The sequence below is a fragment of the Nocardioides sp. NPDC000445 genome, from assembly GCF_040300245.1.
Taxonomy (GTDB): Bacteria; Actinomycetota; Actinomycetes; order Propionibacteriales; family Nocardioidaceae; genus Nocardioides.
The window spans coordinates 14,194-37,098 of record NZ_JBEPDH010000023.1; the positions used below are offsets into that span (position 1 = coordinate 14,194).

At 67.3% G+C, this 22,905-nt stretch carries 23 protein-coding genes and 1 tRNA gene; 20 read left to right on the forward strand and 4 right to left on the reverse strand.

Annotation, left to right across the window (positions count from 1 at the left end):
• Positions 1 to 7: 7 nt before the first annotated feature.
• The 3 genes from ABT304_RS25510 to ABT304_RS25520 all read left to right on the forward strand — a co-directional run bounded on the left by ABT304_RS25510 (position 8) and on the right by ABT304_RS25520 (position 1,723).
• A complete protein-coding gene (locus ABT304_RS25510; RefSeq protein ID WP_160028907.1) occupies positions 8 to 187 on the forward strand; it encodes a DUF5703 family protein in 180 nt (59 codons plus the stop codon).
• A gap of 46 nt (positions 188 to 233) precedes the next feature.
• Complete coding sequence (locus tag ABT304_RS25515; protein ID WP_350719500.1) at positions 234 to 791, forward strand: histidine phosphatase family protein; 558 nt, start codon at positions 234 to 236, stop codon at positions 789 to 791.
• Positions 792 to 880: 89 nt separating this feature from the next.
• The gene (locus ABT304_RS25520; RefSeq protein WP_350719502.1) at positions 881 to 1,723 is read left to right on the forward strand and encodes a phosphotransferase family protein; all 843 of its coding nucleotides are present in this window, start codon (positions 881 to 883) and stop codon (positions 1,721 to 1,723) included.
• Positions 1,724 to 1,780: 57 nt separating this feature from the next.
• Here the strand turns inward: ABT304_RS25520 and ABT304_RS25525 are convergent, their stop codons facing one another.
• Entirely contained in the window at positions 1,781 to 3,109 is a 1,329-nt protein-coding gene (locus ABT304_RS25525; RefSeq protein ID WP_350719504.1) for a M20/M25/M40 family metallo-hydrolase, read from the reverse strand.
• A gap of 102 nt (positions 3,110 to 3,211) precedes the next feature.
• Between ABT304_RS25525 and ABT304_RS25530 the strand changes: the two genes are divergently transcribed.
• Positions 3,212 to 3,979, forward strand: a complete 768-nt coding sequence (locus tag ABT304_RS25530) for a glycerophosphodiester phosphodiesterase (protein WP_350719506.1) — start codon at positions 3,212 to 3,214, stop codon at positions 3,977 to 3,979.
• Between the two features lie 24 nt (positions 3,980 to 4,003).
• Here ABT304_RS25530 and ABT304_RS25535 read toward each other — a convergent pair whose 3' ends face one another.
• Positions 4,004 to 4,288: a hypothetical protein gene (locus tag ABT304_RS25535; protein WP_350719508.1), complete on the reverse strand. Its 285-nt coding sequence runs from the start codon at positions 4,286 to 4,288 to the stop codon at positions 4,004 to 4,006.
• Positions 4,289 to 4,485: 197 nt separating this feature from the next.
• Between ABT304_RS25535 and ABT304_RS25540 the strand changes: the two genes are divergently transcribed.
• From ABT304_RS25540 to ABT304_RS25550, 3 genes are all read left to right on the forward strand, one after another.
• Positions 4,486 to 4,571: transfer RNA gene (locus ABT304_RS25540), tRNA-Leu, on the forward strand.
• A gap of 425 nt (positions 4,572 to 4,996) precedes the next feature.
• Positions 4,997 to 5,941 (forward strand): DUF4326 domain-containing protein, encoded by a 945-nt coding sequence (locus tag ABT304_RS25545; protein ID WP_350719510.1) that lies wholly within the window; start codon positions 4,997 to 4,999, stop codon positions 5,939 to 5,941.
• A 2-nt stretch (positions 5,942 to 5,943) separates the two neighbouring features.
• Positions 5,944 to 6,888: an HNH endonuclease gene (locus tag ABT304_RS25550; protein ID WP_350719512.1), complete on the forward strand. Its 945-nt coding sequence runs from the start codon at positions 5,944 to 5,946 to the stop codon at positions 6,886 to 6,888.
• A gap of 213 nt (positions 6,889 to 7,101) precedes the next feature.
• On the opposite strand, the gene ABT304_RS25555 is transcribed toward ABT304_RS25550, so the two are convergent.
• Positions 7,102 to 7,419 (reverse strand): hypothetical protein, encoded by a 318-nt coding sequence (locus ABT304_RS25555; protein WP_350719514.1) that lies wholly within the window; start codon positions 7,417 to 7,419, stop codon positions 7,102 to 7,104.
• A gap of 95 nt (positions 7,420 to 7,514) precedes the next feature.
• The gene (mobF, locus tag ABT304_RS25560) at positions 7,515 to 11,057 is read right to left on the reverse strand and encodes a MobF family relaxase (protein WP_350719516.1); all 3,543 of its coding nucleotides are present in this window, start codon (positions 11,055 to 11,057) and stop codon (positions 7,515 to 7,517) included.
• Between the two features lie 317 nt (positions 11,058 to 11,374).
• Between mobF and ABT304_RS25565 the strand changes: the two genes are divergently transcribed.
• The 13 genes from ABT304_RS25565 to ABT304_RS25625 all read left to right on the forward strand — a co-directional run bounded on the left by ABT304_RS25565 (position 11,375) and on the right by ABT304_RS25625 (position 22,723).
• Positions 11,375 to 11,989, forward strand: coding sequence for a hypothetical protein (locus ABT304_RS25565; protein ID WP_350719517.1), 615 nt, complete (start codon positions 11,375 to 11,377; stop codon positions 11,987 to 11,989).
• Between the two features lie 500 nt (positions 11,990 to 12,489).
• A complete protein-coding gene (locus tag ABT304_RS25570) occupies positions 12,490 to 12,957 on the forward strand; it encodes a hypothetical protein (protein WP_350719519.1) in 468 nt (155 codons plus the stop codon).
• A gap of 27 nt (positions 12,958 to 12,984) precedes the next feature.
• Entirely contained in the window at positions 12,985 to 13,644 is a 660-nt protein-coding gene (locus ABT304_RS25575; protein WP_141780769.1) for an SAF domain-containing protein, read from the forward strand.
• A gap of 221 nt (positions 13,645 to 13,865) precedes the next feature.
• Positions 13,866 to 14,411 (forward strand): hypothetical protein, encoded by a 546-nt coding sequence (locus ABT304_RS25580; RefSeq protein ID WP_350719521.1) that lies wholly within the window; start codon positions 13,866 to 13,868, stop codon positions 14,409 to 14,411.
• 77 nt (positions 14,412 to 14,488) lie between these two features.
• The gene (locus ABT304_RS25585; protein ID WP_350719523.1) at positions 14,489 to 15,925 is read left to right on the forward strand and encodes a TadA family conjugal transfer-associated ATPase; all 1,437 of its coding nucleotides are present in this window, start codon (positions 14,489 to 14,491) and stop codon (positions 15,923 to 15,925) included.
• Entirely contained in the window at positions 15,922 to 16,794 is an 873-nt protein-coding gene (locus ABT304_RS25590) for a type II secretion system F family protein (protein ID WP_350719525.1), read from the forward strand. Before ABT304_RS25585 ends, ABT304_RS25590 begins: the two co-directional genes overlap by 4 nt.
• Positions 16,791 to 17,687 carry a type II secretion system F family protein gene (locus ABT304_RS25595; RefSeq protein ID WP_350719526.1) on the forward strand — a complete coding sequence of 299 codons (897 nt, stop codon included), beginning with the start codon at positions 16,791 to 16,793 and terminating at the stop codon, positions 17,685 to 17,687. Before ABT304_RS25590 ends, ABT304_RS25595 begins: the two co-directional genes overlap by 4 nt.
• Positions 17,688 to 17,732: 45 nt before the next feature.
• Positions 17,733 to 17,942 (forward strand): hypothetical protein, encoded by a 210-nt coding sequence (locus tag ABT304_RS25600; RefSeq protein WP_218861830.1) that lies wholly within the window; start codon positions 17,733 to 17,735, stop codon positions 17,940 to 17,942.
• The gene (locus ABT304_RS25605; RefSeq protein ID WP_350719529.1) at positions 17,920 to 18,324 is read left to right on the forward strand and encodes a TadE family protein; all 405 of its coding nucleotides are present in this window, start codon (positions 17,920 to 17,922) and stop codon (positions 18,322 to 18,324) included. Before ABT304_RS25600 ends, ABT304_RS25605 begins: the two co-directional genes overlap by 23 nt.
• Positions 18,321 to 18,758: a TadE/TadG family type IV pilus assembly protein gene (locus tag ABT304_RS25610; protein ID WP_350719531.1), complete on the forward strand. Its 438-nt coding sequence runs from the start codon at positions 18,321 to 18,323 to the stop codon at positions 18,756 to 18,758. The genes ABT304_RS25605 and ABT304_RS25610 overlap by 4 nt, the downstream gene beginning before the upstream one ends.
• Complete coding sequence (locus tag ABT304_RS25615) at positions 18,755 to 19,177, forward strand: pilus assembly protein TadG-related protein (protein ID WP_350719532.1); 423 nt, start codon at positions 18,755 to 18,757, stop codon at positions 19,175 to 19,177. Before ABT304_RS25610 ends, ABT304_RS25615 begins: the two co-directional genes overlap by 4 nt.
• Positions 19,174 to 22,356: an AfsR/SARP family transcriptional regulator gene (locus ABT304_RS25620; RefSeq protein WP_350719534.1), complete on the forward strand. Its 3,183-nt coding sequence runs from the start codon at positions 19,174 to 19,176 to the stop codon at positions 22,354 to 22,356. The genes ABT304_RS25615 and ABT304_RS25620 overlap by 4 nt, the downstream gene beginning before the upstream one ends.
• A gap of 67 nt (positions 22,357 to 22,423) precedes the next feature.
• A complete protein-coding gene (locus tag ABT304_RS25625; RefSeq protein WP_350719536.1) occupies positions 22,424 to 22,723 on the forward strand; it encodes a hypothetical protein in 300 nt (99 codons plus the stop codon).
• The last annotated feature ends 182 nt before the right edge of the window (positions 22,724 to 22,905 follow it).

Consider the following 22,905-nt stretch of genomic DNA (forward strand, 5'->3'; position numbering starts at 1 on the left):
CGGAGTGATGTGGGAGTACGACAAGGTGATCTTCTCGCGTGAGTTCTCCCGCAACATCGTCACCAAGCTCCTCGTCGAGCGCGCCGAGCACGGCGGCTGGGAGCTCGACCGCGTCCGGATCACCGCCGACGGCACCCGCCGGGTGACGCTTCGGCGCAAGATCATCCGGCAGCGACTGACGGTCTGAGCGCGTCTCCGCGCCCCTCGCGCATTCAGATATTAGGGTCCTGCGGGTGATCCATCTCGTACGCCACGGCGAAGCCGCCGGCGGGGACACTGTCGACCCCGGCCTCTCCGACTTCGGCCGACGCCAGGTCCAGGCGCTCGCCAACCGACTCGCGTTCCGTCCGGTTCGGCAGGTCCTGCACGGCCCGAGCCGACGTACCTCCGAGACGGCCCGCATCCTCACCGAGAGCCTCGGCGCGGGACCAGTGGCCTCCGACCTCCTCGCCGACCGGACGCCGGTGCCGTCGGCGGAGCGTCGCGGCGACTACCCGACCCACCGTTGGGAGTGGTTCGAGGACGTACCGGAGGCCGAACGCGATCTCGACGGCACCGAGCTGACCGCCGCCTGGCACAAGCTCTGGTTCGAGCACCACGACGAGGAGATCGTGCTGGTCACGCATGCGTTCGTGGTCGCCTGGTTCGTACGCGAGGTGCTCAACGCCCCGCCGGCGACCTGGATGCGGATCGGCCCGATCGGCAACGCGACCCTGACCAGCATCGGACCCAACCTCGCGGGCGAACCGGTCGTGGAGACCTTCAACGCCGAGATCGTCCTGCCGATCTGAGCCAAGCGTCGCCCACAAGGCGACAACAACTCGGACATGAGCCCGCGACACGGTGTCGTGAGGCTTCGCCGCGCTGGCAGGATCCGCCCGTGATCTCGGCACTCGACACCCTGACCCCCGCCCAGCGCGACCTCCTCGACCAGTGGCTCCCCGGAGCCGAGGTGGTCTCCGACCGCAGCGCACTGCACCGCGCCGGCACCACCGCCCTCGTGCTCTCGGCCGGTGACGACCGTTTCCTGGTGAAGACCATGGCAGAAGGCGTACGCCACCTCGACCGCGAGCTCGCCGCCCACCGCAGCTGGCTGGCCCCCTGGACCGACGACGGCCGCGCGCCGAGCCTCGTCGAGGCCGACCTCGACGCGCGCATCATCGTGATGACCCACCTCGACGGCGAGCCGGCGAGCACCTCGGCCGCCATCCACGACCCGGAGATCTACCGCCAGGCGGGCGAGCTGCTCGCGACGTTCCACGGCCAGGCCAGCGTCGAGGACGAGGACTACGAGCCGGAGCTCGACGAGCGCGCTCTCGCCTCGCTGGACACGGCGGGCCTGGAGGCCGACCTCACCGAGCGTCTCCGCGACGAGATCACCTCGTGGCCGACCCCGACGACGGTGCTCGTCCCCACCCACGGCGACTGGCAGCCGACCAGCTGGGTCATCGATGGCGGCACCCTGCGCGTGATCGACTCCGGCCGCTTCGGCTTCCGCCCTGCCCTCTACGACCTCTCCCGGCTCTCCGCGCAGGACTTCGTCCGCAACGACACCTGCGAGAAGGCGTTCCTCGAGGGCTACGGCTCCGACCCCCGCGAGCCCGAGGCCTGGCACCGGCTCCAGGTCCGCGACGCCATCTCCGTCGCCGCCTGGGCCCACCGCACCGGCCATGCCGAGGTCGCCACCCTGAGCAAGGAAACACTCACCGCCCTCGTCCCCTGACCGAAAACCCCGTCGAGTCGGCTCGTTAGGACGAGCCGACTCGGCTGCTTTGTGGGGTCACACCTGATCGAGGAAACGGTCCATGACCCGGGCGCCGAACTTGAGCGCGTCGACAGGCACCCGCTCGTCCACTCCGTGGAAGAGCGCGGTGAAGTCGAGCTCCTCGGGCAGGCGCAGCGGCGCGAAGCCGTACGTCCTCATCCCGAGCCGCTTGAAGTGCTTGGCGTCGGTGCCGGCGGACATGAGGTAGGGGGCGACCAGCGCGTCGGGGTCCTCGGCGATCAGCGAGCGCTCCATGGCGGCGACGAGCGCGCCGTCGTAGGGGGTCTCCCAGGGCATCTGGTTCTGGTCGAACTCGATGTCGATCCCCTCACCGCACAGTTTGCGCAGCGTCTCGAAGAAGTCGTCCTCGAAGCCGGGCAGGAAGCGACCGTCGACGTGGGCAGTGGCCTCGGTGGGGATGACGTTGACCTTGTAGCCGGCGCTGGTCATGGTCGGGTTGGTGACGTTGCGCAGGGTGGCGCCGATCATCCGGGCAGCCGGACCGAACTCCTCCACCAGCCGCTCGGCGTTCTCGGGGGTCGGCTCCTCCCCCGCGATCTCGCCGACCGCGGCGAGCAGCGTCTGCATCGTCGGGGTCAGCTGCACCGGCCACTCGTGGGCGCCGATGCGGGCGATGGCGCCGGAGAGCCTGGTGATCGGGTTGTCGCGGTTGATCATCGAGCCGTGCCCGGCGGTGCCGCGGGCCGTCAGCTTCATCCAGGCCATGCCCTTCTCGGCGGCCTCGATGAGATAGAGACGGCGTCCCTTCACCGTGGTCGAGAAGCCACCGACCTCACCGACCGCCTCGGTGCAGTGGGCGAGCAGGTCGGCGTGGTCCTCGACAAGCACGTGGGCGCCCTTCATCCCGCCGGCCTCCTCGTCGGCGGTGAAGGCGAGCGTGATCGGGCGCTCCGGGATCCGCCCGGTGCGCTGGCGCTCACGGACGACCGCGAGCAGCATCGCGTCGAAGTCCTTCATGTCGACAGCGCCTCGACCCCAGACGCTGAGCCCTTCTCCCGGGACGTCCTGGATCTCGCCGGAGAACGGGTCGATCCGCCAGTCCTCCGCGGCAGCGGGGACGACGTCGAGGTGACCGTGCAGGAGCAGCCCGTCCTGCCGAGCGGTGGTCGAGCCTGTCGAGACCCCGCCCCACTGCGCGACAACCGAGGCCCGCCCGTGCTCCGACTCGTAGATCTCGGAGGAGATGCCGACCTCGTCGAGCTGTGCCGCGACGTACTCGGCGGCCTTCCGCTCCCCCGGGCCCGGGTCGTTTCCGTAGTTGCTCGTGTCGATGCGGATCAGGTCACGGCAGAGGTCGACGACCTCGGTCTCGGCGCTGGTCATACCGCCACCGTATCGACCGGGTGCGACAAACTGCCCCCTGACGTCCACCTATGCGCAACCTGAGGATTCGGAACGGTCTGTTAAATGAGTTTCCATGGGCGCATGCAGAAGCGTGCCCTCCTCTCCGCTCACCGCGCCGCCGCGCGTCAGTCGGGGCACCGTGACAACTCCTGGGAGTCGCTTCTGGAGGCCGTGCGGATGGAGGTCGACTACGTCGAGTTCGACGTGCACCGCACCCGCGACGGCGAGCTCGTCCTCCACCACGACAGCCACATCCGTGACCGCATCGGCCGCAGGGTGAAGATCGAGGACCGGACGTACGCGGCGCTTGCGCGGCTCGCGCCGTTCCGCCTGGTGCGCTACCGGGAGGCGCTCGAGCTGCTCGCCACCCACGGCAAGCACGCCCACATCGACCTCAAGTTCGCCTCGCCGCCGAACCACCTCGGGCTTCCGCACGAGATCGACGCCGCCGAGATCGCCCTCGAGGTGATGAACGAGAGCTTCATCGTGACCACGATGGTCGATGAGTCCGTACGCGTCCTGCGCGACTGGGCCGACCTCCGCTCCCCCTCGACGCTGGTCGGCCTCTCCCTCGGTGGCGTCGACTTCCGCCACCACCCGTTCAAGCTGCTCCGGCTGAAGCTCTCGGAGTTCTTCCCCGAGGGCCGCATCCGCCGCTGCCGCTCCAACCTCGTCGTCGTCGAGCAGCGCCTCGCCGACGTCTGGCTGCTGCGCTGGGCCCACCGCCGCGACATCAAGGTCCTCGTCTGGACCGTCGACAACCCCGGCCGGCTGCGCCGTTTCGTCTACGACAAGCGCGTCTGGATGGTCACCAGCAACCACCCGGCCCGCGCCCTGCTTCCGGCCTGATCCTGAACTGGAGTCGAGCGCAGCTCAGCGCCGCCGGCGCGACTCCTCATCGAGCCGACGAGCAGCCTCCACCTCAGCCGTGCTCGGACTCGGTCCAGCTGCGTCTCCCAGCGAGTCCAGGCTCCCAGCCTGAGCTCGCTCCTCCTCTGCCTTCGTACGCCCGACCGCACCGACGCCGTCATAGGGCACCCCGTCGCCGTCGAGATCGGTCGCACTGTCACCGCGACCCTGGCGCACCGCCAGCACGACACCGATCCCGAGCGACACGACGATTGCGAGGAACACGATCATCACCATCAGAGAGAGCATGAAACCCACCTCCACCAGTCTCGAGGGCTTGTTTCCCCCGCCGCCTCCAGCGTGCCCCACGCATCCACCTGGGTCCACCTCATAGAGCTGGATCCCGCGCTCACCACGGGTTTCTCTCGTTCCCAGGCAGCACCCCGTGTGGAGGGCTACCCCGATTCGGTGCCGGAGCGGCGTCCTGATAATGTTCTTCCTGTTGCGCGCGGGTGGCGGAATAGGCAGACGCGCTAGCTTGAGGTGCTAGTCCACGTATTAGTGGGTGGGGGTTCAAGTCCCCCCTCGCGCACGCAGTGAATGGTGGCCCTGACCTGGGGAAACTCAGGCGGGGCCACTCTTCATTTCAGCCTGTTCGGGCACCGTTCGGGCACATCGGCTGGCACGGATCCGCTGTTGAACTGTCCGTTCCAGCGTATCCGACACCTACGAGTGTCCGCCTCCACGGCATTGCCGGGGCCACCCAGCGCTGTCGAGATTGCGGGCTTCCTCTGGGCTCAACCTTGATCCAGTGGCCGGCGCCTCTTCCCATGCTCGCTTCCCAATTTCTGATCCGCTGCTCGCCGGCCGAACTCGTGCAGTCGCGGTGGCGACGCTCGGGAGACAGCCTCGATACGGCCGAGCAGGCACGAAGGCGAGCTTCGCGAATTCGTCACGCGCAAGCAGCCGCTCCGCTACCTTGGATGGCACGAACTGCAACGTGGTTGGAGATCCCCCATGACCGCCGTCGCGATCAACGACATCACCGTCGTCGACAGGCACAGGACCGACCTGGGCGACCTGGACGGGCTCGCGCGCTCGATGAAGGAGCTCGGACAGCTCCAGCCGATCGTCGTAACGACGAACCTCAGACTTGTGGCTGGCGGGCGACGGCTCGCCGCCGCGAAGTCGCTCGGCTGGCTTGAGATCGACGCGAAGATCGTCGACAACCTGTCCGAGGCCTCAGATCTCCTCCGCGCCGAACGGGACGAGAACACCTGCCGACAGGCGTTCCGGCCAACCGAGGAGCACTCGCTGTACGCCGCGCTGGTCGCGTTGGAATCCCAGGCGAGTGGCGAAGACCCCATATCCTCTGCTCCGTCGACCAAGGCGAAGGCGTCCATCGCCGAGATCGTCACCGGCAATCCCGGACGGCACCGGACGCTCGAGAAGATCGGCGAGGTCAAGGAGCTGGCTGGAGACGCCGCGCCTTCAGATCGCGTTCGCGAGGCCGCACGCGAAGCGCTCACCGAGATCGACCGGACCGGCAACGTGACAAGCGTCTACAAGCGCGTGAAGCTGGCCGAGAAGGCCGCCCGCGACGCACAGAAGTCCGCTTTTGAGGACTGGTCGGACGATGAGCTTCGCCTGCGTGATGATCTTCAAGGCGGGCGAACCGTCGTCGTCAGCTACCGCGAACACCATGCCCATCTCGTTTCTTGGGCGCTTGCCCAAGGTCTCCTCGAGCCGATCGATCGGCGCAGCGAGTGGGGCAACCCCTTCGAGCTCCCCTACGACGGCGACCGGGCAACGGTCGTTTCCAACTATGCCGAGCACTATCTCCCCCACAAACCGTCTCTGCTCTCCAGAATCACCGAGTTGCGCGGACGGGCACTCGCTTGCTGGTGTGCGCCAGATGCCTGTCATGGAGACGTGTTAAAGGTTCGTGCCGAGGAGCCGTAACCATGATCTTGGACGACTTCATCATGCTCGGTACCACGGTTCCGGAACCGAGCAAGGATGGCCGCGTGTTCGTCTGCTCTGCAGGAGTCAGTCCCGAGATGAAGCGGTTGGTCCGCATCTACCCCCTCGCACGTCGGTCGATCCCCAACCGATGGCGGATGTACCGCACCCCTCTGGAGCGGAATCCCCGCGACAACCGTCACGAGTCCTTCCAAGTCCGAGGCGACCGCGAACTCGGTCGCCACAACTGGATCAACACAAGATTCGAAGAGGTCCAGCGCGAAGTCACTCGCGGAAAGCGCGCCGCGCTTCTTCAGCCCTTCGTTCAGGGCAGCATCCAGCAGGCGAACTCCAAGCGGATCAGCCTAGCCGTGCTCCAGCCAGATGACTTCGACCTCTACTTCCGGAAGAACGAGGATGCCGACAAAGACGAGCAATTGACGCTTTTCGACACCGGCGAGGAGAACGCACACGCCCAAGGTCCGAGACGCTTCGAACTGATGCCGCGTCTTCGGTTCCGAGACGAGGGTGGCCCGCACGACCTCATGCTTCGCGACTGGGGAGCGTTCGAGCTCCAGCGCAAACACGGGCCTGCGTACTTCAGGGACAACCTCGCCAGCGCGCTGAACCTCACCCCGTCGTCATCACTGCTCGTCGGCAATATGAACAATCGCCGGACCACGTGGCTCGTCATCTCAGTCCTGAACGGCATCCGGGAGGAGCCGACCCTCTTCGATCCGCCCACGCCAGACATCGTGATCCCTGCCCAGGTGAAGCGCGAGGTGTTCATCCGCGACCAATACAGGTGCGTCGACTGTGGCGCCGACGACCGCGTCGACGTCGTACCGCTGAGTACCGAGCCAGTCGGCCGACTGCTCTTGGGCGGCGCCGAAGAGCTGACGACGCGATGTCACTCGTGTATCACCGGCCTGGATCCCCTCGTTTGAGGGCATGCAGGCACTCCTGGCCTCCCGCAAGCGTCGAGACCGCCCGGACGACAATCTGGGCGCCGTACACCTTTCCTGGCTCGACTGGCGCCGTGACCACCCATGCACCTTTACCCGCGTGGAGACGGTACCGCCGAAGCGCCTGGCACGAGCCGTGGACCGCTGAAGGACCGATGAACTCAGACCAGGCGATGCCCCTGCGGTGATCTCGGACTACGCACGCGCCAGCACCGTACGGAGGCCGCGAATCGGGGCGAAGATGGCCAGTGCGCCGAATTTGCATGCGTCAACGAAGCAGACGAGGGCCAGCACAAGCGTCCACTGCGAGGCACCCTCCTCAGCGAGCATTGTCGTCAGCTTGGCGGCCCAGAGGTACGCAGGGACTGCAACGAACCCCACAGGAATCGCCCACTTGAGGCGCCGCGGACTGCTGAGGTAGGCGATGGCGATGTTGGACGGGGCGTACGCCTTGACGTACCCGTGGATGGTGGCGACGGTGCGCCAGATGAGCAAGAAGAGAATCGTGAGCATGGGTCGGCCTCCGTTCGGAAACAGGCGTTGCGGTCCACGATCCGGGTGGTCGCTGGTTGACGTACTGGCCTGTGGATAAGCGTTCGCTGAGGCGACTATCTGAGGACCGGATGCGGCAACTCGGCGGTCTGTGCTCGCTCTATCGACGCGGTCGCTGAGAGTGTTGCGGCCCGACGCTGTGCGGTGATGGCACGGCGACGATCGGATCGCTCCGCTTCGCTTCGGACACCTGGACCGAGTGGGATGTTGCTAGTGATTTCATAGCGGTCGCGGTACGCGGCGATCGTCGCAACTGAGCGGGTCCACTCGCGGCGGGCTGTCGGTGACGTCGGCGGTACTCCGAGGCGCCGTGCCCAAACAGGGCGCTCGATTGCTGCGGCCTCAGCGAGTACGGTGGCTCGTGATTCGATGAGGCTCTTGCGCTCGTCGAGTGCATGCCGCGCTACCAACGGCATGGCGCCAACTGCTTCGGGGATCATGCCGGCGATGAAGCGCTGGGATGACGTGGCCGCGCCGTTGCGGGCTGGCTTCGTGGTCGTCGCGAGACGGAGTCGGTGCTGGAGTACGGCGGCGATGTCATCCGCGTCGCCGAGGTCGCGCTGTGCGACGAGCCGTGGGAATAGCCGGTCGATCGCGTGACCCGACGCCTCGGCGCGCCGCAGGGACCCCGTCAGAGGCCCGAAGGCGTCACCGACGATGACCTCGTCGGCCTGCGCTTCAGTTAGACCCGAGCGGCGGATGAGGTCGATCCAGCGGTCGCGTTGGGCGACGGCTGCGATGGTGTCGTACTCGGCTGCGAGCTGGGCGATGGAGCTCCAGGTGTCGTGTTCTGCGGTGATGGTCTGGTGGGCGGAGAGTTCGGCGCTGGAGTGTTGGATCACGCCGCAGAGGACGGTGCGGGCGTTCGTCTCGCCGTCGTCGGGATGGCCGACGTGGACGTCGTCGGGCTGGTCGAGGGCGACGTAGGCGGTGTTGGCCTCCCGGCCACGAGTCATGGAGACATACAGGTTCTCTTTCGTCGTTCTGGAGGAAGCGAGGACGTGGGCGGTGTCTACAGTGATGCCTTGGGCTCGGTGGGCGGTGATTGCGTACCCGAGGTCGACGTGCTCGGCTACGTAGTCGGCCGGGAGCACGAGTGTCGCGGCATGACCGGTCTGGCGAGAGATGACGAGGGTGCCGTCTTTGCCGACGTCGTCGATGCGCCAGCGATCCCCGTTGCGGACCCAGACGCCGCACAGCGAGCGGAGGCGGCGGTCGTTGCGGCGGGTGATCACAATGTCGCCGACTGAGGCGGGTTCGCCGCTGGCAAGAGTGACTTCGCGGGAGGATTGGGTCTGGCCGGTGAGGATGCGTTCGGCTCTTGCCCGGGCGTTGAGAGCGTGGACGGTTTCGGTGGTTTCGGTGACGAGGACGCTGGCTTGCCCGTCGGCTTGGTCGTTCCGCCAGGCGGTGTAGGCGGCTTCGAGCATTTCGTCGGTGGTGCCATCGCGGAGGCGGTCGTGTCGGGCGTAAGCGGTGATGGCCTCGAGGCGACCGGCACGGAGGGCGAGGCTCGTCTCGCGTTCCCACTCGTTGCGGAAGCGGTGGACCTCGGCGAGTTCGGGGACGTCTGTTCTGGCGGCGGCGAGAAGGGTGAAGGCGCCGCCGGCATCGACGGGCGGGAGTTGTGCCCAATCGCCCACCAGCAGGACCTTCGCGCCGGCGATGGCGGCAAGGTTGGTGATCTGGTCGAGGGTGGTGGTGTCGGCCAGGGTGGCTTCGTCGATGATGACGAGCTGGCCTCGATGGAGGCGCACGTTGTCGGCGGCGTGCTCGTAGAGCCATTTCGCGGTGTTCTCGCAGCGGATTCCGAGGTCTCCGGCGAGTACGTCGGCTGCGGCTGCGGAGGGGGCGAGGCCGACGACGCTGCCTCGGCCGTGCTCGCGCCGCCAAGCGGTGAGGAGGGCGTGCATGGCGGTGGTCTTCCCGGCGCCGGCTGGACCGACAAGGACGTCAACCAGTCTGCCGGAGGTGGCGATGGATTCGAGAGCGTCAGCTTGGTTGCGGGTGAGGCGGCGGCCCTGATGAGTGCGGCGTACGGCCCGGGCGATCGTTGCCGGGCTCAGCCTCGGGGCTGTGCGGGATTCGGCGCGTTCCAGGAGCCGATCCTCGGCCGCCATCACTGCGGTTGATGAGTAGTTGGTGGCGTGGCGCGGCCGGAACACCGACGTGCCGTCTTCCCTCCGGAACTCAGGCGGGCTCGAGCTCAGTTCGGGCGGAGTCAGCGCGACCGAGTGGCCCTCGGCCGCCTTGACGATCTTGCTGACGACGGCTTCGCGTTCGGCGGCGTTGGGAAAGCGCCAGTGCATGGTCTGTCGGGAGGCTTCTGCCCAGAGGTTCCAGTGGCGCCAGGTCGACCGCTTCCGTTCGACCTCGGCCACGACACTGCGGCCGATCTCTTCGATGAGCTCAGCCGGAATCTGCTCGGCCCTCACGATCGCCGGGCGGCAAGGCCGCGTCAAGCCGCGCGCCCAGGACATCGAGTCGCTACGAAGGACCTGTCCTGCGCGGAGGCGCCACTCGGCGGACAGGTCGAGCAAAGACCGCAGTTGCTTCTTGGGGCGGGTGGCAAGGGTCGCTCGGGCGCGGAGGGCAACGATCGTGGCGTTGCTGGGGCGGCGGCCATGCTGTGCGACGTACTCGTCGATCATCCGGTTCTTCTCCACCTCGATGGCGCGGGACCGGTTGGAGAACTCCTTGATCAGCGTCTCGTCGACGCCGGCGATCTCCCACTGTGGGTTGCGGTCAGCGTCCCGCCCCCGCTGCTCCCAAGCGAGTCCGAAGGTTCCGGTGATCCGATCGGCGAGCACGGCGTTGTAGTGCGCGGAGACGGCGGTGACCGCGGCGTGCATCGGCCGGCTGTCGAGGCTTCGCCAGCGGCCGTCCAGCACTGCTTTGACCTTGTTGGAGACGACCACGTGGGTGTGAAGCTGAGGGTCGCCGGAGCGCGAGTCCCAATGGTCGAAGGCGACCGCGATGATGCCCTCAACGCCGACCTGCGAGACGGCACCGTCGGCATTGGCAACCCCGGCCCTTGTCGCGGCCACCTCGCTCTCCATGTAGTCGATGACGTCGGCGACCGCCGCGTGGTGCGCCGCCAGGAGCAGTTCCTGGGTGTTCGCATCGGCCACGCCCCACAGCACTGAGACCGACTTGGGGACGCTGAAGGTGAAGTCGTACGCCGCCACCGCCCGCCGTCCGGACTGGGCTGCCTCCTCGGCCTCGATCCGCGCCGTCTCCGTCGCTCGATCGTCGTCGCTGAGGTTGGAGTCGAGGTGGCGTACGCGGTCAGCGATTCGCTCCTCGGTCGGCGTGTATTCGGGGTACGCCCGGCCGAGCGGGTCGCCGGTCACCGGGTCACGACCAGCGCCGATCAGAAGCGCGAGCTGCGCCTCGGTCACCTGGGCAGCCTGCCTGATCCTGCCTCCGCCGACGCCCGGTAGCCCAGATCCCATCCACCGTCCCGGCGGGGTGCCCGCTTCGGCGTAGTAGCGGGTCAGTGGCGTGGCCAGCGCTCGGTTGCCGTCGCCGGCCGCCACAGTCTTCAGGAGATACTTGTAGCCGTCGCCCGCGTGCATCACCCGCATCGACACCACCACGGCGCCCCTCCTCTGGCTCCGGGATGCGTGTCAGCATCCCACTCACCACTGAGGTGTCCTCGATCTGCCAATCGTGTGCTGCCGTGAAGGGCGCAGGGGGGACCTGGGAAGGTCGGAGCACCTTGGAGCGATGCGGGCTGGGCCAGAGAGGGCATCTGATGAGCGAGCTCGGCGAGTGTCCGCGAACAGCTGCAAACAAAGATTAGCGTTGCAATTTGGGTAAAGGTCAGTGAAGACTGAGGACCAGACTGCGTCGCCGCTGGGCACCAGCGCGACGCATTCTGCGTCCTCCAGCCGGAGGAAGCAGGTACCCCACCATGAGGATCGCGGCAAGAACCTTCAGCGTCACGACAGCAGTTCTACTGTTCGCCGTCGCTACTTCTTGCGCCCAATCACCGGACGGGACGGGTCCGACGAGCAAGCCGGATCCGTCGTCGAAGGAGCCGATTTCGACGGCGCCGGAGTCTCAGGAGGATCGCGCCTCGGCCGATGCGGAAGACGCTGTGCGGGCATTCTTCAAGACGGTCGATGAGCTTCAGCAGGATCCTGACAAGGATCTTGAAGGACTGACGAACGTTGCGATCGGCGTCCAGCTCAATGCCCAGAAGCTGTCGATCGAGCAGCTCCGGAAGGCTGGCCAGCATCAGACCGGCAGTACCGACGTCGCTGAGATGAAGGTGCAGTCGGTGAGCCTGGACAACTCCGACCCGAAAGCCGGGAAGGTACCGACGGTAACGGTGGATGCCTGCTGGGATGTCGCCGACGTTGATGTGGTCGACAAGAACGGGAAGTCGGTGGTGAGTCCGGATCGGCCGGATGACGGCTGGACCCGTTTCACCGTGGCCAACTACCACTGGTCCAAGAATCCGAGCGGCGGCTGGCGCATCGCCAACGGCCAAGACCTCGAGCAACCGTCATGCAAGGCTTCCTGACACGCGCATTCATCATCGTCCTCCTCGCGGCGGGCGCAACTCTTCTCGGCACCGGCACGGCGTCGGCCGACACTCGATGTCAGCAGACCAACAAGTCGACCGGCGAGTGCATCCTCTGGGTTGAGACCGGATCGCCTGGTGGCGGCGCTGGCGGATCGGGTGGTGAGGGGAAGCCGGCTGGGTCGACCAGTGGACCGAAGGACTCCGGCTCGGGGAACAGTTGCTACTGGGACCCGGCCAAGCAAGGAGTTGCCGGACCACCGGCTGGTCCGGTGCCGTGCACATCGCCCTATGGCACCTGGAGCAATGACCGCAACTGTTACGTGGAGGCGTACGACCCTCCTCCCCCACCGGGTGACCCTGCTTGGGAGGGACACGAACCCGATGACGGCGCGGTCTACAACTGCTACCAGCCGCAGACGTCTCTGCTGGTGACCTTCTGGTCCCAGACACCCCCAGAGGCTGCGGAGGCCGGACCATCGCCACGTGAGGTCGCGCTGATGGCGATCGAGAAGATGAACCTTCGAGCCATCGACATCGGGATCACCCCGGAGGCCGGCGATGACCGCGTCGGGCTGGTCGGGATGCCGGTGTGGCTATGGGTGAACGACCCGGGTCCGTCCACGTTCGGTCCGGCGACGGCGTCAGCGTCGGCCGGTGGGATCACGGTGTCCGCAACGGCGCGGGTGCACGAGATCACCTGGGACATGGGAGATGGCACGCAGGTCGTGTGCCGGAGCGCGGGGACGCCGTACGAGCCGAGGTTCGGCAAGCGGAAGTCGCCGAACTGTGGCCACGTCTATGAGAAGTCGAGCGCGCATCAGCGCGGCGAGAAGTACACCGTGACGGCGACCTCGGACTGGGTGATCACCTGGGCCGGCGCGGGACAGACCGGAACGATCCGGCTGGGCGGCCTGGCCCGTTCGGTCGACATCACGGTTGGGGAAGCGCAGGTGCTCGTGAGCTGAGGCCCGTGAGCAGGAGAGGGACCACCGATGACCAGCACCACAGTACGCAGCGACCGAGCCACGCCGTCCGAGGGCCCGAAGGCGTTGCCGCCGCCAAAACTGCGCCGCCGGCCGTGGCTATCGGTCGCCGCCGCAGCCGCGATCGCGCTTGGCGCGTTCGGAGGCACGTGGGTCTGGGCGGCGACCACGGACACGGTCGAGGTGCTGGCGGCCCGTACGACGATTCCTCGCGGTGCGCTGATCACGCACGACGACCTCGAGCGGGTGCGGATCACCACCGACCCAGCTCTTGCTCCCCTTCCGGCGAACGCTCTGGATGACGTGGTGGGCAAGCGAGCGGCGTACGACATCTTGTCCGGGGGTCTGATCACTGCTGAGGCTGCGACGGATGACCCGGTGCCCGGCGAGGGGAAGTCGGTGGTCGGGGTGGCGCTGACTCCGGCGCAGGAGCCGGGGGTGGCGCTTCGCAGTGGGGATCTCGTCCGGGTCGTGGTCGCTCCGGCCGTCGGCGAGGAGGTGCCGAGCGGTACGCCGCAGTTCTCCGAGGCGGAAGTCGTCGAGTCCCACCGCGGCGAGGATGGGACGCTGGTGGTCAGCGTGATGGTGCCGCATGCCGAAGCGACGCTGCTGGCAGCACGTGCTGCGAGCGGCAACGTGGCGCTCGTGCTCGACTCCGGGGTCGAGTGATGGCGGTCATCGCACTCGCATCGGCAGGCGGATCACCTGGAGTCACGACCACGAGTCTCGGGCTCGCGTTGGCCTGGCCACGCCCGGTCCTACTCGTCGACGCGGATCCGACCGGAACCGCCGGGGTGTTGTCGGGATTCTTCCGCGGTACGTGGGCACCCGAGCTGTCCTTGATCGACCTGGCGCTGAGTCCCCTCGGTGTCGCTGACGCTCTACCAACGGTGGCGCAGAGACTGGAGGGCACCTCGGTCTCGATCGTCGCTGGCATCCGCGATCACGCACAGGCAACTGGCCTTCGAGATCTCTGGGCTCCGCTCGCCGAGGCGCTGGCTGACTTGGAGTCGACGGGCCAGGATGTGATCGTGGACGGCGGCCGGCTCGGGCTTCCCGGTTACCCGGAACCGCTGCTCGATGCCGCGGACCTGACCTTGATGGTGACGCGCTCGCCGCTTCCGGCCCTGGCCGCGGCGCGTACGTGGTCGGCGACGGTACGCCGCCAAGACTCCGGATGGCGGAACCCTGGCGCGCTCCTGATCGGTGAGGGCCAGCCCTATAAGGCGGCCGACGTCGCCAGGGTGATCGGCCTACCGGTGATCGGAGTACTGCCGGACGAGCCGGAGGCCGCTGCGGTCTACTACCGCGGTGCCCATGCACCAGCCCGGTTCGAGAACGGGACGTACGTCCGCTCTCTGATCGCACTGACAGAGGTCGTCCAGGCAGCCGTCTCCCGCGCCCGCAATCAGCTGATCGAGGAGGTGGCTCGATGAACGACCACCGCCCGCGGACGAGCAACATCGAGCCGCCGGATCCGAGTCGGTTGCCGCTGTTCGCGCCGCAACGAACCATGCCAACATCAACGGCACAGCGGAACGGTCACCGGGTGGGGTCCGGGCCGCTCGCTTCCTCCGAGACTGGTATCGGTTCTGTCGAGGTTGACTGGTCGCTGGTCGCTGCGCTCCGCGCTCAGGCTTCGGAGCAGCTGAGCCAGGCGGTGGCCGCTGACGGCGTACGCCTGGACAAGGAGTCGCAGGAGGAGCTGGCCAAGGCGATCGTGCTGGACCTGATCGAGGCCGCGATGGCGGACGACATGGACGTCGGCGCGCCGACCTGGACCGCGGCGAAGCAACGCGCGGTCTTCAAGGCGGTGCTTGACTCGCTCTTTCGACTCGGCAGGCTGCAACCGTTGGTAGAGCGTGAGGATGTCGAGAACATCCTGATCACCGGGTGTGACGAGGTCTTCCTCGAGCTCGTCGACGGGACCCTCCTCGCCGGACCACCAGTGGCGGATTCGGATGAGGAGCTGATCGAGTTCCTCGTGTTCCTCTCCTCTCGAGGCGAAGGGTCCTCGCGGCCGTTCTCGCCGGCGCGACCGACGTTGCATCTGACCTTGGGTGAGTACGCCCGCCTCGCCGCCGTGGCCTGGCGGATGCCTCGACCCTCCATGGTTATCCGCCTGCACCGCATGGTCAATGTCACCCTCGATGACTTGGTGGACATGCAGATGCTCACCCCTGTCGCGGCCTCGTTCCTCCGCGCCGCCGTCAGAGCCCGGGAGTCGATCGTCGTCTCAGGGGTGCAGGGAGCTGGCAAGACAACCCTCGTCCGTGCGCTGTGCAACGAGATCCCGCCACGCGAGGTGCTCGGCACCTTCGAGACCGAGTACGAGCTGTACCTGCACAAGCTCAAGACCCAGCACCCGATCGTCTACCCGTGGGAGGCCCGACCGGGCTCGGGCGAGTACGGCCCCGACGGACGCCAGGCTGGTGAGTTCACCCTGGACGAGGCGCTGTATGACTCCTTCCGGTTCAACCTGTCGCGCCAGATCGTCGGCGAGGTCCGAGGCAAGGAGGTCTGGCCGATGATCAAAGCGATGGAGTCCGGCCCCGGCTCGATCTCGACCACTCACGCCTCCGATGGCGTCGCGGCCCTGCGCAAGCTGGTCACCTGCGCCATGGAGGCCGGGCCTCACGTCACTCACACGCTGGCCACCGCCAAGCTCGCCGCAACCCTGCGCCTGATCGTCCACCTGGAACTGCACACCACCCAGATTGCCGACGGCGAGTGGCAGCGCACCCGCCGAGTCGCAGAGATCGTCGCGGTCGAGCCCGGCGAGCATGAGCTCGGGTACGCCACGACCCCCGTCTTCACCACAGACTCCGCCACCGGGATGGCGACGCCTACGACCCTTCCGGACAGGTATCGTGCCCTCGCCGCGTATGGGTTCGACTATGCCGGGTACCTCGCGACGCAGACTCCCTACCGCCCGGACGGTGTCTCATGACGCCGCTCATCCCAGCGATCTCCGGAGCACTGATCGTCGCCGGGGTCATCGGGCTCATCGCCGGTTTTCGCCGCGTGCCGGTTGCCGAGCGGGTCCCGACCCGGTCGAGGTCGTTGAACCGGATTCGGTCCCTCTCCCGCCAGACTCGCCTGTTGCTCGCTGCCGGGTTCATGGCCGGCGTGCTCGGCTGGCTGGTGACCGGCTGGCTGCTGGCCCTCGTCATCGGTCCGGCGGCGGTCATCGGACTCCCCTACCTCTTGGCCACCTCGCCCGCCAAGGCACGCATCGCCCGCCTCGAAGCGCTCGAGGAGTGGTCCCGGTCCCTCTCGGGCGTGCTCACCGTCGGGGTCGGCCTGGAACAGGCACTCATCGCCACGCTGCGCTCCACCCCAGCACCGATCGCTGGCGAGGTCGGGCGCCTCGCAGCTCGCCTGCGTGCCCGGTGGCGTACTGAGGATGCGCTCCGGGCCTTCGCCGATGAGCTCGACGACGCCACCGGTGACCTGGTCGCGGCGAACCTCATCCTGGGCTCCCGTCGCCGTGGGGCTGGTCTCTCGGCCGTGCTCGACTCGCTGGCCGAGTCGGTCGCTGCCGACGTACGCGCTCGGCGTCAGGTCGAGGCCGACCGTGCCAAGCCGCGCGCGACCGCGCGGTGGGTGACGATCATCAGTGCCACCGTGCTGCTGGTCCTGGCGCTCTCCGGCGGCTACGTCGAGCCGTACTCCACCCCGCTCGGCCAAATCATCCTGACCATCCTGCTCGCTGCCTACGCCGCGCTGCTGGTGTGGATGCGCCGGATGGCTGAGGGCAAGGCACCGCCCCGAATCCTCGGCAACCGCCGCGAGCTCACGAAAGCTGAGCTGTCATGACCGGTCTGCAGATCATGATGGCCTCCGGCGCGCTGATCGGGCTCGGCATCGTGCTGCTGCTGGCCCGCGTACTGCCGGCGCATCCCGATCCGGTCGACGCGCTTGACCGGCTCGCTGCCAAGGCGGCACCGACCAGGGCGGTTGCGGCTCCGGCGAACCGGACGGAGCGGCTCGGCACCTGGGCGATCCGCGCTCTCCCGCCGGCGATCTGGGTGCGTACGCCAACGCGCGAGCTCGCGCTCCTACGGATCTCGCTGGCTCGGTTCTACGGCGAGAAGATCATCTTCGCGGCACTCGGGCTGGTCATCGCGCCCCTGTTCGCGGTCTTCCTCTCACTCATCGGCCTCGGGCTCCCTGTCGCACTCCCGGCCATCGGTTCGATTGCTCTTGCCGTGGTGATGTTCTTCATCCCGAACTACAACGCGATCGACGATGCCCGTGCAGCCCGGCTGGAGTTCACCCGGGCGCTGGGGGCCTATACCGAGCTGGTCGCGCTCGAGCGCAACAACGGTTCCGGTGTACGCCAGGCCATGGAGGCCGCTGCCGAGATCGGCGACTCGTGGGTATTCACCCGGCTGACCGAGGAGCTCACCCGCTCACGCTGGTCCGGCCTACCACCCTGGGAAGCGCTCCATGCATTGTCGGAGGAGCTCGGCCTTCCCGAGCTCGATGACTTCGCTGACATCATGCGCCTCTCCGGTGAAGAGGGCGCGGCGGTCTACTCGACCCTGCGCGCCCGCTCAGCTGCGATGCGCACCGCCATGCTCAACGACGAGATCACCGAGGCCAACGCCGTCGGTGAACGCATGTCCATCCCCGGCTCACTGCTCGGGGTGGTCTTCATGGGGCTGCTCCTGGCTCCATCACTGCTCCGGATGGTCATGCCCACCTGAGACGTACGAAAGGGCTCGCCGACACACGAAACGAGATATCTCCTCATGCACCGACTCATCACCTTCATCCTCGGACTCATCCTGATCGGCCAGCACCACCTGGACGTGGCCATCGAGGGTCGCCGGCGGCGCGACGAGCGCGGCTCGGTGACGATCGAGAACGTTCTGTGGGCCGTCGCCGTGATCGCGATCGTCGCCATCGTCGTCGCCGCGATCAGGACCTTCGTCACCAATGAGTCCAACAAGATCAGATAGGCACCGCCGGGCTCGCGACGAACGAGGCGCCGCCTCGATCGAGCTCGTCATTCTGCTACCCGCCCTGTTCGCGGTCATGTTCCTCGGAATGCAGGCCGCGCTCTACTACCACGCCCGCACGATCGCGGTTGCCGCTGCACAAGAGGGTGCCCGAGCGGCCGGCGCAGAGGGCGCGACCTCAACCGACGGCAGGCGATCGGCGCGCGCCTATCTCACCGACGTCGGTGGAGACGCACTGAGGTCGAGCCGCGTCAGCGTCACCCGGACCGGGACGACAGCCACGGCGACAGTCACCGGGCGGAGCCTGAGCGTATTGCCCGGGTGGCAGCCTCGAGTTCGGCAGTCAGCGAGCGTGACCGTCGAAAGGCTCACTGCGCCATGACCTCGAGACGACGAGATGAGCGTGGATCCTCCGCGATCGAGGCAGCCATCGGCGTACCTGCCTTCGGTCTCTTCGTCGGCCTGATCATCTTCGGTGGACGTATGGCCGTCGCGCACGAGTCGGTGCAGTCGGCCGCAGCAGAGGCCGCGCGTGCGGCTTCGATCGCCCGGTCCTCCTCCGACGCGACGCGAACCGCGACCGACGCGGCACGGGCGAGCCTCAAGAGCCAAGGGATCAACTGTCGTAGGGTCGCGGTTCGAATCGACACCCGGGCATTCCAGACAGCCGTCGGGGAGCCGGGGGCGGTGGCCGCCACCGTCACCTGTCGCCTGGATCTGACCGACCTGTCCGCGCCCGTGCCAGGGAGTCGCACGATTCGGGCCACGATGTCCTCGCCAGTTGACACCTGGCGGGAGCGAGGTGATTCACGATGAATCACTTCCGCGATGAGCGCGGTTCGGTCACAGCCTGGATGGCGACCGGAGCCTTCGTCATGGCCACTCTTGTCGGGCTGGCCGTCGACCTCGGTGGGCAGGTTCACGCCCAGCAGCGAGCCCACGATGTCGCCGCCCAGGCAGCGCGCGCCGGCGCCCAGGAAGTGCAGGCGGCCCCCGCCGTGCAGGGCCGGTACGCCCGGATCGACACCAGTGCCGCGCGCCAGGCAGCCCAGGCGTATCTCTCCGCCGCCGGCATCTGGGGCACGGTCTCGATCAGTAACGGCGACCGGATCGTCGTCGAGTGCCGCGACACCTACCGCACCAAGTTCCTCGGGATCGTCGGGATCACCAGGGTCACGGTCCATGGCGAAGCGACCGGCCACCTCGTACGCAGCCTCGGAGGTAACCAGCGATGATCACCAGGCTCCGCGGACTCGCCGCCACCCTCGCCCTTGCGCTCTTCGTCATAGGCGGTCCAATCTTCCTTGTCTATGCCCGGTCGCTGCCTGACTTCAGCGCCTTCACCTGGGACCGGCTCCAGGACCGCGACGATGGCACCGTGGCGCTCGCGGTCATTTACGTCGTGTGCTGGGTCTGCTGGGCGCTGTTCACCATCTCGGTATTCGTGTCCGTTGTATCGATGCTGCGAGGGATCCGGGTCCCTTGCCTGCCGGGTCTCAGCCTTCCTCAGGGTGCAGCGAACCATCTCGTCGCCTCCGCCGCGCTTCTGTTCATCAGCGCACCCGCAGTGACGCAGACCATGACCGCGCCCCCGGCGGACGCGTACGTCCCTCAGGACGTGCCGGTCCAACTCGTCAGCGATCCCTCAGGCGACCACGAACCACGCAACCGGACTGCCGCCGAGCATCCCACAGAGCACAACCCACAGGCGACATCCTCCGGCGAGACTGTGGCCTACACCGTCAAGCGCGGCGACAGCCTGTGGCGGATCGCGGAGAAGCACCTGGGCAGCGGTGAGCGGTTCAAGGAGATCGCAGCCCTGAACACGTACGTCCTCTCGAAGAATCCCGACTACCTCGAAGCAGGTCTCGTCCTTCGTCTTCCCGCTCCCGCGAAACCGGCCGAGAACACCGACGCCGGCGACGACACTTACGTCGTTGAGCCGGGTGACACTCTCTCGGAGATCGCCGAGGAGGAGTTGGGGGATGCCGAGAGATACCCCCAGATCTTCAACGCCTCCACCAACACAGTTCAGCCCGACGGCGCTCGGTTGACCGATCCTGATCTGATCCACCCAGGCTGGACACTGAAGCTCCCCACGACAACGAAACCCCAGGTCAGGAAGGGGGGATCTCCCACAACACCGCCTCCGGTCTCGCCCACCCCGTCGGCATCCCCCACCCCTGAGACATCACCACAGACGTCACCTTCGACATCCCCCTCACCCGTACCGGCAACGCAAGCACCCGACGACGCGAGTGACGACGCCTCCCACACTCCCGCCTGGGTGCTCCCCGGGCTCACCGGTGCCGGCGCGGTCCTCGCCGGCCTGGTCTTCCTCGCGCTGCGCTCCTACCGACGCACCGCGCTCCGCTTCCGCCGCCCGGGCCACATCCTCTCCGCTCCTCCAGAGATCACCGACGTGGCCAAGACCGCTCAGTTCGCCGGCAGCGTCACCGGCCCGAACATCCTTGGCCTCAACCACCTTCTCGAAACGCTCGAGGAGACGGCGGACTCGATGCCAGCGCTGACCTGGGTCGCCCTCGGAAAACGCACCGCGACCCTGCACCTAACGGAGAGCGCGCACCTTCCAGACCCCTGGACCGGCGACGGAACGATCTGGACGGCCCCGCTGCCAGAGAACCCACCCGATCCCGAGTACGCCTGCCCATACCCCCTCCTCGTCGGGATCGGCTCCAACGACAGCGGCGACCACGTCCTGCTCAATCTCGAGGAACTCCCCTACATCACCGTCACCGGCGACCCTGCCAGGAAGGCAGCGTTCGCGAGATATGTGACCGCCGAGCTCGCCTTCAACCCCTGGTCGATCGTCGCCACCGTCGACACCTTCGGTGAGGCCTCTCAGGTCACCTTCTGGTTCGACGACCTGTCAGGAAATGACCAGGGCCGGGCCAGCCACCACGCGGCCCAAGACGACCGCTTCGTGTCCGAACTTGCCCAAGCACTCGACCCCAAGTTCGCTCAGTCAGAGATCGACACCTACCACGCCGTCATCGCGAGCAGCGACCACGCCGACCTGGCCCAACAGGCGGCCGAGATCATCGCGGCGTACCCCTCCAGATCCGGCGCTGCAGTCCTTCTCTTCGCAGACACCGCCCCACCAGGGAGCACCCCTATCGACCTCACCCACGACGGACGCCTCCACCTGCCGGCCCTGGACCTCGACCTGATCGCGGCCGGGCTCACCGAATCCGAAGCGGCGGCCTGTGCCACCCTCTTAGCTCTCGACCCGGTCCCCGACAACACCACGGTGCCCATCTCCAGGAGCGCGAACGACCAGAAGACCACCACCGACGAAGCCGGCGCACTCGTCCCCGATCAGACCGAAGCGCGCCCCGTCGACCAACCAGCTGGACCCGATTCACTCCTGCCGAAGGAAACCAAGCAGTACGTCGCGGCCGCGGCCACCACGACGGTCGACATCGACCAGCTGGCTCCCGTCACGACACACCCACGTCCAGACCTCCCGGCGGATGCCGAGGCCGCCGATCTGAACGCGCCTACGGACCCTGATGCTGCCGCATCCGAAGAGGACGGTGTCGGAGGCACCGCCGACGACGATGCGACCCTCAACAACACGGTCGACAGCTGGTATGACGACGACTGCCCCTACCCCCGCCTCACCCTCCTCGGCCCGCTGGCCGCCCGAACCCACGGCGACCACAAAGCAGTGGCCCGGCGACGCCCGTTCTACCTCGAGCTCCTGACGTACCTCGTCCTCCACCCGCAGGGTGTCACCGGCGCCCAGATGGCCGAAGACTTCGGCCTCAAGATCCAGCGCCTGCGCACCGACATCGCAGAGGTACGCAAGTGGCTCGGCACCAACCCAGACACCGGCGAACTCCACCTGCCCAAAGCCGACACGACCGACGCCACCGGCTCCCGCGGCTCGTCCCTCTACCGGGTCGATGGCGTCCTCACCGACTGGGATCTCTTCAAACGACTCCGCGCCCGCGGTCAACGCCGCGGTGCCGACGGCATCGAAGACCTCATCGCCGCCCTCGACCTCGTCACGGGCGAACCCTTCACCCACCTACGCCCCGCCGGATGGGCCTGGCTCAACGACCTACGCACCAACGACATCGCCCAATGCGCCATCGTCGACACCGCCCACATCGTCACCGCCCACGCCTTGGAGAAGCACGACACCAACCTCGCCCTCGTCACCGTCGAGATCGCCACCAAGGCGTCCCCCTACGACGAGATCTGCCGTCTCGACCTCGCCCGCGTCAAAGACGCCACCGGCGACACCATTGGCGCCGAGGAGATCGTGCGTCGAGAGGTCTTCAACCGCACCGATGATCACCAAGGCCCGATCGAAGATTCTGCCAGAACGAGAGCAGTCGCTACCGAGGCCGGCTGGATCCGCAGGGACGGCCAGCCAGGTTCTTGACGCGAAAGGAGTTCAAGCCGAACGCCCGTCGAACATTCGTTCGACTTGGTGATCTACACTCGTTGCCATGGCGATCCCACCCAAGAACGACAGATGGCCGCCATACCGCCCCGATCAGCAGCGCCTCGTCTTCGTACGGCAGCAGGGAAGACTCCGCCCCCGCCTGGGCCTCGTCATCACCTGGCCGATCGCCGGCACCGGAAACCGCTTCCTCGTCGCCTACTGGGACGACGGACCGAACGCCGGCGTCCGGATGGCCTGGCTCAAACGACAGCAACTCTCTCCGATCAAAGTGGACCCCAACTGGCTCGACGGCCCAGCACCCTGGAAGACCGACAGGGACGTCCTGCGCTACCGAAGCAGATGACCCGCTAACTGGCCGCGCCATGTCGTCTGGAGACCCCAGCCGCAAGGATCGTTCACGGAGAGGCCATCCGGCCGGGGACGTCATGACGTCAAGCAGCAAGAGGCCATCGAGACACGTAGACGATGCGGACAGAAAGCTTGTCCGCATCCGCTGACCCTTACAGACTCCGTCATGTCGTGTTT